The sequence below is a fragment of the Flagellimonas onchidii genome (genome assembly GCF_004804315.1).
GTDB lineage: Bacteria > Bacteroidota > Bacteroidia > Flavobacteriales > Flavobacteriaceae > Flagellimonas > Flagellimonas onchidii.
In genome coordinates this window covers 192,351-206,241 of record NZ_SRXX01000003.1, presented here as the reverse complement: position 1 = coordinate 206,241, position 13,891 = coordinate 192,351, and the positions used below count along the sequence as shown (strand labels likewise).

At 40.9% G+C, this 13,891-nt stretch carries 8 protein-coding genes; 1 reads left to right on the top strand and 7 read right to left on the bottom strand.

Features of this window, described 5'->3' with window-relative positions:
* Positions 1–199: 199 nt before the first annotated feature.
* The 6 genes from E4661_RS04825 to E4661_RS04800 form a co-directional block, all read right to left on the bottom strand.
* Positions 200–2,596, bottom strand: coding sequence for a penicillin acylase family protein (locus E4661_RS04825; RefSeq protein ID WP_136465691.1), 2,397 nt, complete (start codon positions 2,594–2,596; stop codon positions 200–202).
* A gap of 988 nt (positions 2,597–3,584) precedes the next feature.
* The gene (locus E4661_RS04820) at positions 3,585–5,339 is read right to left on the bottom strand and encodes a BspA family leucine-rich repeat surface protein (RefSeq protein ID WP_136465690.1); all 1,755 of its coding nucleotides are present in this window, start codon (positions 5,337–5,339) and stop codon (positions 3,585–3,587) included.
* Positions 5,340–5,825: 486 nt separating this feature from the next.
* On the bottom strand, positions 5,826–7,805 hold the full coding sequence (locus tag E4661_RS04815; RefSeq protein WP_136465689.1) for a protein-disulfide reductase DsbD family protein: 1,980 nt from the start codon (positions 7,803–7,805) through the stop codon (positions 5,826–5,828).
* A complete protein-coding gene (gene tilS, locus E4661_RS04810) occupies positions 7,802–9,109 on the bottom strand; it encodes a tRNA lysidine(34) synthetase TilS (protein ID WP_136465688.1) in 1,308 nt (435 codons plus the stop codon). Before tilS ends, E4661_RS04815 begins: the two co-directional genes overlap by 4 nt.
* 16 nt (positions 9,110–9,125) lie before the next feature.
* Positions 9,126–10,433 (bottom strand): anthranilate synthase component I family protein, encoded by a 1,308-nt coding sequence (locus E4661_RS04805; RefSeq protein WP_136465687.1) that lies wholly within the window; start codon positions 10,431–10,433, stop codon positions 9,126–9,128.
* A gap of 7 nt (positions 10,434–10,440) precedes the next feature.
* Positions 10,441–10,977 carry an NADPH-dependent FMN reductase gene (locus E4661_RS04800; protein WP_136465686.1) on the bottom strand — a complete coding sequence of 179 codons (537 nt, stop codon included), beginning with the start codon at positions 10,975–10,977 and terminating at the stop codon, positions 10,441–10,443.
* A 132-nt stretch (positions 10,978–11,109) separates the two neighbouring features.
* On the opposite strand from E4661_RS04800, the gene E4661_RS04795 reads away from it, so the two are divergent.
* On the top strand, positions 11,110–12,306 hold the full coding sequence (locus E4661_RS04795; RefSeq protein WP_136465685.1) for an acyltransferase family protein: 1,197 nt from the start codon (positions 11,110–11,112) through the stop codon (positions 12,304–12,306).
* A gap of 73 nt (positions 12,307–12,379) precedes the next feature.
* Here E4661_RS04795 and lpdA read toward each other — a convergent pair whose 3' ends face one another.
* Positions 12,380–13,783 carry a dihydrolipoyl dehydrogenase gene (gene lpdA, locus E4661_RS04790; RefSeq protein ID WP_136465684.1) on the bottom strand — a complete coding sequence of 468 codons (1,404 nt, stop codon included), beginning with the start codon at positions 13,781–13,783 and terminating at the stop codon, positions 12,380–12,382.
* Positions 13,784–13,891 lie beyond the last annotated feature (108 nt).

Genomic DNA, 13,891 nt, shown 5'->3' with positions numbered 1-13,891 from the left:
ATTTATTGATTATTTGAATTAGCTGAATCTAAAATACTATTTATAATGACGAATCCTATAAAATTGTCAAAAAATGATTGGATTATTGAGAGAATTTTGAACATATTGCCCTTTGGTTTCACAAAAAGTCAAACTACCAAAAAAGGCTCAACCTCGCTGTTTCCAAAAAAGTAACTGCCCTAACTTTTCGTTCCGAGGGTCAATTTTCAGGAGTGAAAATTAATAATGATTCAGAGGTTTCTTGAATTTCATCTTTATTCATCATCATCTTTCGGAACTGACCTGAAACATATAGTTCGGCCTGATCTTCGTAATGCTTACTGAAAGGATTACCAGATTGTCCCGTAGGAAGGATACTGATACTGTTTTCTATATCCGAAAAATCGATGACTCTTCGGGTGGAAGGCCCTACATTAACACGGTAATAGCCAGTGCTATCATATGGAAAAGACATATTGTTTATCACTTCCCGTGTTCCGTTTACAGGAAAAGGGCCTACATTAAAGAATTTTCGTAAACTTTTGACTTGGCCTATTGGGTGTTGATGCTCCAATGTGTGCACTTTATCCCAAGTCCATTGGGCAGGATCCGGGCCAAAGTCACTAACAAGGGATACCCATGCCTCGGCAAAGGATTTCAACACAATGTCATCCCTGGTTTCGACCACATCAGGCGTGTTTACATTGTCCCACCATTTTCCCTGTTTCATCATTGAGCCCCAAGCAATCTGTCTTTTCAACAGATGAGTGCCCAACAATTGATTAAATCTCTCCGAACCCAATTCATCTTCCATGGTGTTTTTGAGCATAAAGTACTCGCATCTATGAAACAATGTAGGGTTGGAACTATCAAGCGTATAGCTGCCATCCCAATTTTTAAGGGCGTCGACTTGCACCAGTTGTTCATTTGTCAAACTTGAGACATCTAGCAACTTTATGAGTTCTGTAATCAGTCCAGGGTTAACCGAGGATGTAACATCCAATATCATTTCGGCAGTGGAGTCTCTGTCCCAATCATTTTTGCCATCCAGAAGCTCCACAATGCGTTTGGCCCGGTTTTCTGGCAAATAATAGCCCGTATATAGCATTCCGGCAATTGAATCTGGCTGATTGTTCGCGGAATACACGTAATTCCATGGTGGATTTATTGCACTTGGGTTTTCTGAAAAATCAAGAAACCTTATAGGTTCTTGTGTTCCCGTTGTACCGTCCAACACAAATTTGGTGGACAAGCTATCCGGCATTTGATATAGTTTTGCTGTAGCCCACCATGCCACATTTCCTTCTGCATCACCGTACATCACATTTAGGCCTGGAGCATGTATTTTGGGTAATGCGTTTTCGAATTCGTCCAGGTTTTCGGAATGGCTTATACCGTATAAGGCATCCATTACCCTATTGTCTTCTTTGGTATAAATCCAAGACATTGCGATGGGTCGATTACCAGATATTTGCTTTGCAATATTGTTCATCACAGGTCCGTGCCTTGTTTTCTTGTACGAAAAAGAAATTGTTCCACCATCTTTGACCTTGATATCCTTGGTCACTATTTCATAATTTTTCCAACCTTCCTCTGTTTTATACTTTGTACTATCGGTCGGATGGGTTTCTTCATAATAAAAATCTATGTCATCGTTTTCGAACATAGTCAAACCATAGGCTAGATTTCTGTCGTGCCCCAATAAGGGGAATGGTACCCCAGCCAAATGATATCCGTATTTTTCATAACCAGGAGCATTAACATGCGCTTCGTACCAAACTGAAGGCTGTGCGAAACCTATGTGTGGGTCATTTGCCAAGATCACTTTGCCGTTCTTGGTTTTTTCAGGCGCCAACACCCAACTATTGCTTCCTTCGAACAAAGGAACAGGCAAGTTTTTCAATGCCTTTTTCAAGTTAAGTGCAACCGTATTTGTTACGGAATCCGGAACTATATTTTTATAGTTTTTAATCCAAACTGTGGTGGTGTCTGAATCAATGGCCAAATCTTTAATGTACTCCTCTCCAAGTTCATCCCTGATTTCAGTCAATAAAGGGTCCGTTTTATGGGCCATGGCAAAACTAAATGCCATGTACCCCACAACATTGTACATATCCTCAAGGTCAAATGGTTCTTTTTCCAATCCCGTGAGATAGAATTCCACTGGTGTCGGACCTTCTTCTATAAATTGGTTAATTCCATCTAGATAAGCTCGGGATAAAACGACCATTTCACTTTGCATATCCAATTGCGAAACGGTATTTGCAGTGTGTTCATCAATTCCCAAAGAAAGGAAAAACTTGTCGGTGTCTACTAAATCTGCACCAAAAACTTCGGAAAGTCTTCCTTTGGCCAATCGCCGAAGCAATTCCATTTGCCATAGTCTATCTTGGGCATGCACATAGCCGAGTGCCCTAAGTGCATCCACTTCCTTTTGGGCATAAATGTGTGGAATGCCATAGGCATCGAAATAGACATCGACATTACTTGTCAGGCCTGAAAGTGCTTTTTCTCCTTCGTAATCGGGTTTGAGCGTTTGAATGAACAGGATTAAACCAAGAAATACAACAACAAGCAGGCTAACAAGTACTAAAAGTACTTTTTTGAACTTCTTCACGGTGGGGGTCTTTGGTTGTAAATAGTTAGTCTAAATTAAAAGTTTTTTTTGAAATGGGGTATATGGATAAAGGGGAATCCTTGCCTTATGGATTCCGTCCCGTGTCAACCACGGAATGACAGAAAAATAGTGCGGGATGGCAGGGGACATAGTATATACGCACCGGTTTTGTTGTTTCTGTGGCGGTTGTCATTCCCGCTTTCGCAGGAATCTCTTGTTGTTTGACACGAATTCCTCGAATTTCACTGATCCCATAAAACAGGACAGTAATGGATTTCTCAGTCATTGGATTCCTTCGAAATGACGAAAAGCCGGCGATGTCATTCCAAACTGTCAGACTGAGCGCAGTCGAAGTCAATAGTGAGGAATCTTACCCTTGGTGTGGCGCAAAGCATAAATCTTTTGCTGTTTGACACGAATTTCACCGATTGGCACATTTTGTTCCTTTCCCGATTCCCTGAGCAATGTCACATTGAGCCTGTCGAAGTGAAGGTAGTTTGCCCTTTCCGTCCCGCATTGCGGGACACCTTTCCCTTAAAGGGAAAGGAGCTTTTTCTGTATCAAATGTGGGATGACGTAGAAACCAACAAAAGAGATTTCCCAGTCGTTACACTTCTTCGAAATGACGAAAAATCGACAAGGTCATTCTAAACTGTCAGACTGAACGCAGTCGAAGTCAATAGTGAGGAATCTTACCCTTGGTGTGGCGCAAAGCATAAATCTTTTGCCGTTCGACACGAATTTCACCAATTGGCACGAATATTTTTTGTTCCTTCCCTTGCTAAGGGAAGGTGGCTTGGCGCTTGGGCGCTAAGACGGAAGGGATTGTTTTACCCCCTCCGTCCACCTTTAGTGGATACCTCCCCCTAAATAAGGGGAGGAGCTTTTTCCGTATCAAGTGCAGAATGACATGTATAGCGCTAATCACTACATAAAGAAAAAGGAGGCTAAGCCTCCTTTTAATATTTTACCTTGTTCTGTTCAATGGTTAATTACAAGGTCCTGGGTTTCCAACCCCTGGAAAACTCCATCCTTGACCCAACAGAGCGATAGCGGCTATTTGACCATCCGTATCATCATCACAGAGAAACATACCTAAAGACCCCAAAGCTATACCTTCGGGTATTGTCTCTCCTTCGGCCGGGGCCCAACCTATAAGAGTAGCGCCAAAATTCTCTGAGGACATCCCCGAATTGTTGAGCATACCGGTCATATTTGCTATACTGCTTATGTCCCAGGCTCCTAAACTTTGATTAAAAGATGTGGCTGCCTCAAACATAAAGCCCATATCAGTGACACTGGATACATCCCAGCCGCTGATATCCTGATTAAAGGTATCTACTCCTAGGAACATAGAATTCATGCTGGTTACCATAGCGGTCTTCTCTCCCCACGACAAAGGTTGGTTAAAGGCATCGGCTCCTTGGAACATTGATGTCATATCAGTCACACTGGATACGTCCCATTCACTAAGGTCTTGATCAAAGGATGTGGCATTTTTGAACATATTTTTCATGTCAACCGCGCTTGAGACATCCCAACCGCTGATATCCTCATTGAATGATGGACTGCCTTCAAACATATTGTTCATCCACATTATATTGGACATATCCCAATCTCCGATACTTTCATTAAAGATGATATTACTATTTAAAAACATCCAGCTCATGTCCACAGCAATGGACAGGTCTGGCTTGTCCGTGGCGTTGTACTCCATACCATCGACCCCAATAAAATCAATATATATCCATTGGTTATTGCCCCATTGCTCCATACCCGACAAGTATTTGGCACTACTGTTACTTGGTCTAAAATCAGGGAACTTACCTAAAATGGCTACGGTGTAGGTGCCCGGTTCAGCATACTGATGTGAAGGTGTTTTGTCTGTAAGGTTCTCCTCTATGGTGCCATCCCCCCAGTCTACGGTATAATCAAATTCATGTTGTTCTATGCCATTTCCCCACCCTGCATTTAATTGAATCTCAACATTGGGGGCATCCGTTGTCCAAACAGTGATAAGGGAGTCGGGGCTGTCGGACAACAGGCCGTCATCAACCACATTTATGGTAACCTCCTCTGTTACAGTATCCGTTCCGTCGCTGACACTAATGGTAATCGTATGGGTAGGAGTGTCTTCAAAATCGAGTGCCACACCTTCGGCCAGGCTCAATGCACCGGTTGCCTCGTCAATAGTAAAAAGTTCCTCATCCGTCTCTGCATATTCAATGTCAAAGGCTAGTGTATCACCATCTTCGTCCGTTGCTACGATTTCACCTATTTCAGCGCCTTCCACATTCTCATCGACCTCGAAGGGCTCTTCAACAGCTTCAATGACCGGGGGATTGTTCACTTTACCCACATTGATGGTCACCTGGGCATTTACCGTGGGGTTGTTGTCATCACTCACCCCGATGGTGATCTTATAGCTCTTGGACTCTTCCTGGATGTCGAAGCTCTTACCAGCTGCAAGGCTTATGGCACCGCCCTCGTTGGTCTTGACAACCTCGAACAAATCCTCGCTGTTGGCGACCATACTGAACTTTAGTTCATCACCGTCCGCATCGGTCGCTTTCAATGTTCCGATCACATCGGTGTCCGATATGTTCTCATTGGTGTCAAAAATCAGTGTGCTCTGGTCAACCTTGGGTTCGCTGTTCGTTGGTGGGACAGGGTCTTCTTTTTTGCTACAGGATACGGCCCCGATAAGTAAAAGAGACAGTACCCATACTTTTACATTTCTCATAGAAATTGCGTTTTATGGTTATTAATTGGTACAAATGTGGAGAACATGTCCTCTATTATGGGATGCCAATTGACGGATGGCCTGTTTGAATTGACGGATGGGGGAATTCGGTGAACCGTTCAGTTGGCAGTGGTCAGAAATCAGAAATCAGAAGTTATAGGAGAAAGACGAAGGGTGAAGGGTCAGTCCTTCGCCGGTTTTCTTCACCAAAGTAGCATGGCTACGACGGCGGAAAGGCTTCGGACCAGAGGTTTGGTTGTTGGATGGTAGATCCTTCGCCAAGGCTACGGACTACAAGTGAGGAGTGGAAGGCTTCGGACTATCGGAAAATCCTACGCTAAAGCTTCGGATTTTAGGTGAAGGGTTAGGGTGAAATTTCGGATTTCAGACTTCAGATTTCAGACTTCAGATTTCAGATTTCGGATTTCGGATTTCGGATTTCAGAATACTGATAACTGACATCTTAGATCTGACTATTTATTTTTATTATTTGTTCATGGAAAGGTGATACTTCTCTAAACCTGTTTTGAGCCATTCCTCATATTCATCTACGTCTACATATTGAACTGCACCGTTTAAAACTTCCAGATTTGGGGACAACAACACATAATAGGGTTGCGATGCGGCATTAAAGTTTATCGTCTGAAACGTTCCCCATTTTTGACCAATGGTTTCAATGGATTTTATTCTTCCCGAATCGTATTGAAAGTCAAATTGTTGTGCTTCGGGCAGTTCTTTTCTGTCATCCACATAAAGTGAAATCAATACATAGTCATTCTTTATTAATGGGTAGATTTTGCTGTCACTCCAGACATTTTCCTCCATCTTTCGGCAATTTACGCAGGCCCACCCGGTAAAATCGAGTAAAATGGGTTTATTGACTTCTTGGGCATAGGCCACACCTTCATCAAAATCCTTAAAACAATCCAAGCCCAATGGGCAGTCGCTATTGGTTTCCTTTAAGCTATAAAAATCAGGGGGTGGGAATCCACTTAACAGTTTCAAGTTAGTGATGTTGAACAAGCCCAAAATCAGATATATTGAAAATCCTACGCTTGCCAAGCCGATAAATTTTCTGGCTGTTGACAACTTTTGCTTTGGGCCATCATGCGGAAATCTGAACATTCCGAAGAGGTAGAGTGCCATCAAAACAAAAAGTACAATCCAAATGCCCAAGAAAATCTCTCTTTTAAAGATTCCCCAGTTGCCGACCAAATCAGCATTTGAGAGGAATTTAAAGGCTAGTGCCAGCTCCAAAAACCCTAAGACCACTTTAACCGTGGTCATCCAACCACCCGATTTTGGCAAGGAATTCAACCAAGCCGGAAACAGGGCAAAAAGTGCAAAGGGCAATGCCAAGGCAAGTCCAAACCCAACCATTCCCGCAGAAAGGTTCATGGCCACACTACCTTCTGCCAAGGTGGTGCTTCCCAACAAGCCACCCAAAATGGGACCGGTACATGAAAACGATACTATGGCAAGGGTCAATGCCATAAAGAAAATTCCAAAGCCGCCTCCTACTTTGCTGGATGCTGCATCCATTTTATTGGCCCATGAACTTGGCAGTGTAAGTTCATAATACCCGAAAAAGGAAAAAGCGAAAAACACAAAAATGACAAAGAAAAAAACATTGAGCCAAATGTTGGTGGCAATAGTGTTCAGTATTTGAGAATCTACCGAATCAAACAAATGAAACGGAAGACTTAGCAAAAAGTAAATGAGCACAATGAAAAAGCCATATAAAAGGGCGTTAATAACACCTTTAGAACGTTGTTGTGACTGTTTTGTAAAAAAAGAGACGGTCAACGGAATCATTGGAAAGACACAGGGTGTTAAGAGCGCAATAAGCCCTCCTAAAAACCCTAGGCCAAAGATCATCCAAAGACCAGATTTATCCTTTGCTTCCTTCAGTCCTCCCTGATTTAGAACCTCTTTGTTCTTTAAATCGAGTTTTAAGGACTTGCCTAAGGCGATACTATTTTCATCAAGTTTCTTTTTGGCTTGCACGAAAGCACTACCATCCAATGAAATTTGAAACAATTCGTCCTTGGGGATACAAACTTCTTTACAAATCTGGTAAAAAAGATTGACCGTTATCTGCTTTACCTCTGGTTTTAAAAGTTTAATTTTTTGAGTAAAAATAGCTTCGTGCTTAAAGAAGGTCTCGTCAACCTCAAAAATATCACTGTATTCTTTTATGGTCTCACTTTCAGTAGTTTGCCCAATCAGTTTGTAGTCCTCCCCTGCTTTTTCAAAAGTAAACTCACTGGGAAGAGAACCTCCTTCGGCAGTATATTGCGAATAGACATGCCAACCTTCTTGGATTTTCCCTTTGAAAATTAGTTGATACTCGGTATCTGACAGTTTTTTTACCTCGTGTGACCAAACTGCAGGGTTTTTCTCCGATTGTCCTACCGAAGGAGCCATTGTCAACAGAAAACCTAACAAAATCAACAAATTCTTCATACTGAAAGTGTAACTTTTAAAATGTTCTTCGTGGTGCCATCCACCTTAAATCGCTCATCGAGTCTCATCCCCACTACCCAGACGATATCATGACCTGAACACAATAACCATTGTTTCTCCTTGGAGTGCACATCTATCTTTTCATCTTTGAAATACTTGGAGATTTTTTTTCTGCCCCGCATTCCAAAAGGATAAAAATAGTCGCCTTTTTGCCAATTCCTTAATATTAACGGATAGTTTAACTTTTCCTTATCCAAAAAGATGACATTCCTATGGCTAGTTTCAACGGATTCCACACTCTCTATCTTCAAAGTTATTGGGTTATTGACTTCATCCACATCCTCATCAATAAAAAGAATCTGGCCGTCGGCAGGTTCCTTTTGAGAAAGAATCAAATGCTCCCTGTCCTTTAATAGTCTGTGTGTGTTCGACAAAACTTCCTTACCACTCATTGCTGATAAAAGTTTCTTTACATTGCTCCATTCGGTAAATCCGAAATCTTTGAAAAGCTCGTACAAATACGCTTCAATGGGTTGATATTCGAGAAGTGCTTCAACCTTAACTTTTACACTATCCCCCGTATCTTTAAACAAGGTATCCTTAATAGATTGAATGTGATTTTCAATCAAAGCATTGGAGTGGTTCAGGTGGGATTGTGTCCGTTTAACGTTATCCAAAAAAGTGGGATGTAGTTCTTTCAGTTTCGGCACAATATCATGCCTTATTTTATTACGGAGGTATTTATTTTCCTTATTGCTGGCATCCTCACGCCAAGAAATCCCTTCGGATTTGGCATATTCCAAAATCTGGTTTCTTGAAAAACCAATCAGTGGACGCACAATTTTATTGTTCTGTTTAGGAATTCCAGAAAGCCCTTCCAATCCTGTCCCCCTTGATAAATTAATCAAAAAGGTTTCCAAACTGTCGTCTGCATGATGGGCCGTTAGGACATAATCAAATCCCTCTTTATCCATTAATTCTTGAAACCACACATAGCGAAGTGTTCTTGCGGCCATTTGCACAGATCCACCATTTTCATGGATGTGCTCTTTAACATTGAATGAAGTAGTGGTAATGGGACAACCTAAGTTTTTTGCTAATTGTTTGACAAAAAATTCATCTCCGTCACTTTCAACTCCTCTTAACTTGAAATTACAATGCGCCAAGGTAATCTGCAAGCCCGATTTAATGCAAAGCTGGGCCAGAACAACACTATCCAATCCACCACTACAGGCCAATAACAATTTTCTCCCTTTTAGTAGAGCAAAATCAGAATCTAAATGCCGTTTAAATTGTGCCAACATGGTGCAAAAGTAATAATTACTCTTCGCTGCCTTCCAATACACTCCTCATCGCCTTGGCCTTGAGCAAGCATTCTTGGTATTCATTTTCAGGACTGGATTTGGCAGTAATGGCACTTCCAACGGAAAAAGACACATATTTTAACCATGCGTTGTACAGTATGCTTCGAATCACTACATTAAAATCAAAATTACCTTCGGGGTCAAAATATCCAACAGCCCCACTATAGAGACCTCGTTTCGTCTCTTCCAATTCTTCAATAATCTTCATGGCAGAAATTTTCGGAGCTCCTGTCATACTGCCCATTGGGAAAGTTTCCTTGATCAGTTCAACTGGCTTTTTATCGTATGGAACTTTGGCAGAAACAGTGGAGATCATTTGGTGTACCTGTTTAAAGGTATACACTTTGCAAAGTTCTTCGACTTTTACAGTCCCTTTGATGGCACTTTTTGAAAGATCGTTCCTGACGAGGTCTGTGATCATAACATTTTCTGATCTTTCCTTACTATCGTTTTCTAAAAGTAGTTTTAGTTTCTTGTCTTCAGCTGCATTTGCCCCCCTAGCAGCAGTTCCCTTAATTGGCTGTGAGATTATGGCTTGTCCTTCTTTTTTCAGATAACGTTCTGGGGAAGCGCTCAACAAGTATCTCTCTCCTATCTTTAGATAGGATGCAAAGGGTGGCTGGGATATTTTATTGAGATTTTTATACGTTGTCAATGGGTCGATTGCCGTATCCTCGGCATAAAATTCTTGACAAAAGTTTGCCTCATAAATATCTCCGCGATGGATGTGCGCCAAAAACTTTTTTGCTTTGTCAAAGTAGGCATCTTTATGGATGCGCATTTTAATGCGAACTGGCCTTTCACTGTGATTTTTTTCTGAAACGGATGTTACCGACTTGCTAATACTTGAGAAATCTTTATCAATATCATCAGCACGCTCATTCAAGTACATGAAGTTTAATCTTCCTTCTCTTACGGTAATGATTTTTTCAGGTCGAAAGAAAAAAATCTCGGGGAATCCAAGACCATCATAATTGTTTGACTCCAAGTCTTCCAATTGATTTTTTACATCGTATGAGAAATAACCAAAGTGCCAATCTTTTGTTTCATCGATATTACATTGCAATTTATCGATGTTTTTTATCTGATTTTCAGACTTATCGGTCTGTTCACTTAAAGCTAGAATAGCTTCGTAGGAATGGTAATCATCTTGATGTTGATTGTTGTCGAGCCATGTAATGAGTTCATAGTTCTTGGCCCAATCCAATAGGGCTTCTTTGGTCTTTACTATGTCAGAAATCGAAAATGAACGATGCTCTCGCAATGAAACCTTACTTTAAATTATCCAACAGGGAATGTAATGCTTTTTGATGCTCGGTTTTCAAAGACTCATCCAAAATTCCGTCTTTCTCATCAAAATTTTGGTGAAAAGAAGGTAAAGAAAATGTACTGACCATCTCACCTCCAAATCGTGGCAACATTCCCTCAACCACTCCAAGTGCTCCTATTCCGCCCCTACCACCTGGCGAAGCAGACATCAACAATATCTTGGTATTTGCCAAAAATTTCCTTTCTAGACGGGAAAGCCAATCCAACACATTTTTAAAATATGCAGAAGGATTGCTATTGTGTTCATTTACCGACAATATTAATGCATCGGCTTTTTGAATGTCGTTTTTTAGTTCAACCAATGAGTTTGAATATCCACTTTGCCTTTCTTCATTCTCACTGAACATGGGAAAAGGGTATTTTGACATATCAATCAACTGTATTTCATGTTCCTCTATCAATGAGGTGGTATGCTTTACCAGCTTAAAATTCACGGATGCCGAAGAATTACTTCCTGCAAGTGCCAAAATAATTGCCATAATGGAAAAACTTTAATTGTTTGGCTAAAATACCTTAATTGATCCTTAGATGCGAGTATTTTGTCTAATTTTGAACTCGTAAACATCCAAACTTGCTGTCAAACAAGTATATAGGATGATTATCAGGATAGGATGAATGCAAAGACCAACAGATTATTCTTTATTGATGCCATGAGGGCTTGGGCTATTTTAATGATGCTCCAAGGCCACTTTATTGATGGGTTGTTGGACCCTGTTTTCAGGGACAAGGAAAACACAGCCTTTAATCTTTGGCTGTATTTTAGGGGAATCACTGCTCCAGTTTTCTTTACAGTTTCGGGCTTTATTTTCACCTACCTTTTAATAAAGGTACCGCAAAAAGGATTTAAAAATCCTAGGGTGAAAAAAGGAATCCGTCGTGGTCTACAATTACTCCTTATTGGTTATTTGTTGCGACTAAATCTTTTCGGATTGTTCAATGGACATATTTACAGTTCATTTTATTTGGTTGACGTACTCCATTGTATTGGTTTATCCATTTTAGTATTGATTGGGGTTTATCTTTTAACCGTTGAAAGAAGCAAATATCTTTTCCCATGTATGCTTTTGGCGATTACCCTGATGCTGTTTCTTTTTGAGCCTATATACAAACAATGGTCTTTTTCGTTTTTACCCAATGCGATTGCCAATTACTTTACAAAGGCCAACGGTTCGGTTTTTACCATTATTCCATGGTTGGGATATGCCACAATTGGTGGATTTCTTTCCATCTTGCTCACTAGATTTAAAAGTGCTAAGTTGCTTTACCCCATTGCCATAACACTTGCAACCATTATCGGGTTGACCTTGATTTACTATTCATCGCTAGGTTTTGTAAATCTCTATCGATTTAGCGGTATTGAACTTTTTAAACTTATAGAGAGCAATAATTATCTGTTTATACGCTTAGGTGATGTTTTTGTAGTATTTGCTGTTTTTATGTTGTTTCGTCGATTTTTGACCCATAAAACGGTTTTGAATATTGGTGCCAGCACCTTATCCATATATGTAATCCATTTCATTATCCTCTACGGAAGTTTTACTGGATTGGGATTGTATAAGTTTTTTAACCACTCCCTAACGCCGATTTTTGCCATTTCAGGAGCTTTGGTTTTCATGATTATATGTGCATTTTTGGCATTGCGCTATAACCATCATGAAGCTGAAATAAAAGCCCAGGTTCACCAAACCGTTGGATTCCTTAGAAGCCAAATAGCCGAGCTCACGAAAGCCTCAGTCCCTATTTTAAGAGAGGTTTCTATCCGAATCAAAGTTATGGTCAGAAGATTTCTTAGAACGGTAAGGGATTAAGAAAGTCTAATAGAAGATTCCCGCTTTCGCGGGAATGGCATTTTTAGGAAACCCCGGCGAAAGTTCTCTTTGATTAAATATGAATAGCTCTGTCTTCGGTAGCGACCAACGCTGCTTCCTTAACAGCTTCAGCATAGGTTGGATGTGCATGGCTCATTCGTGCCATATCTTCGGCAGATGCCCTGAACTCCATTGCGGTCACAGCTTCGGTAATCAAATCGGCACAACGTGCACCTATCATATGTACACCCAATACTTCATCCGTAGCTTTGTCCGCCAATATTTTTACAAAGCCATCGATATCCATGCTTGCTCTGGCCCTTCCCAATGCCCGCATTGGAAATTGACCTACTTTGTATGCGACTCCGGCTTCTTTAAGTTCTTCTTCTGTTTTTCCAACAGCAGCGACCTCAGGCCAAGTGTAAACGACCCCAGGAATAAGGTTGTAATTGATATGTGGTTTTTGTCCTGCAAGTAATTCTGCCACCATGGTTCCTTCTTCCTCAGCTTTATGGGCCAACATAGCTCCTTTTACCACATCGCCAATGGCATAAATATTGGAAACGTTGGTTTGAAGGTGTTCATTCACCTCTACCCTACCTCTGTCATCTAGTTTTACACCGGCAGCTTCAGCATTCAATCCATCGGTATAAGGTCTGCGACCAACGGAAACCAGACAGTAATCGCCTTTTAAAACAACTTCCTGTCCTTTTTTATCATCGGCCTTCACCACAACTTCATCACCAACACGCTCCACGGATTTCACCTTATGGGATAGATTGAATTTCACCTTTTGCTTTTTCAAAGACCTCATGAGCTCTTTGGAAAGTCCTCCATCCATTCCAGGAATGATTCTGTCCATAAACTCCACAACCGTAACCTCCGATCCTAAACGCTTGTACACTTGTCCTAACTCCAGACCAATGACTCCGCCTCCGATGACAATCATATGCTTGGGAACTTCCTTAAGTTGTAATGCATCCGTCGAAGTAATGATTCGCTCTTTATCAATCTTGATAAATGGCAAGGTAGAAGGTTTGGAACCTGTAGCAATTATAGTATGTTTGGCTTCTATGGTTTCTGTTTTTCCTTCACTATCGATATTGATGTGTGTCGCATCTTTAAAACTTCCCAAACCATGGAACACATCAATTTTGTTCTTGTCCATCAAAAACTGGATTCCCTTAGTAGTTTGGTCAACCACACCCTGTTTGCGTGCAATCATCTGTTCCAAATTGACCTTGACCTCTCCTGGAATATCAATTCCGTGCTCTTCAAAATGCTTGATGGCATCTTCATAATGATGTGAAGAATCCAATAAGGCTTTGGATGGAATACAGCCTACATTCAGGCATGTCCCTCCCAGAGTATTGTATTTTTCGATTATTGCAGTTTTCATTCCCAATTGGGCGCAACGAATTGCCGCTACATATCCTCCAGGTCCAGAGCCTATAACGGCCACATCATATTGATTCATATTTCTATTTTAGAGCTACTATTTAGTTCGATAATCGGAACAAAAATAACAATGTTTATTCTAAAAGGAACGCTTCTTTTTAGTTTTGATTTTCTTTTTGTTTCAGCA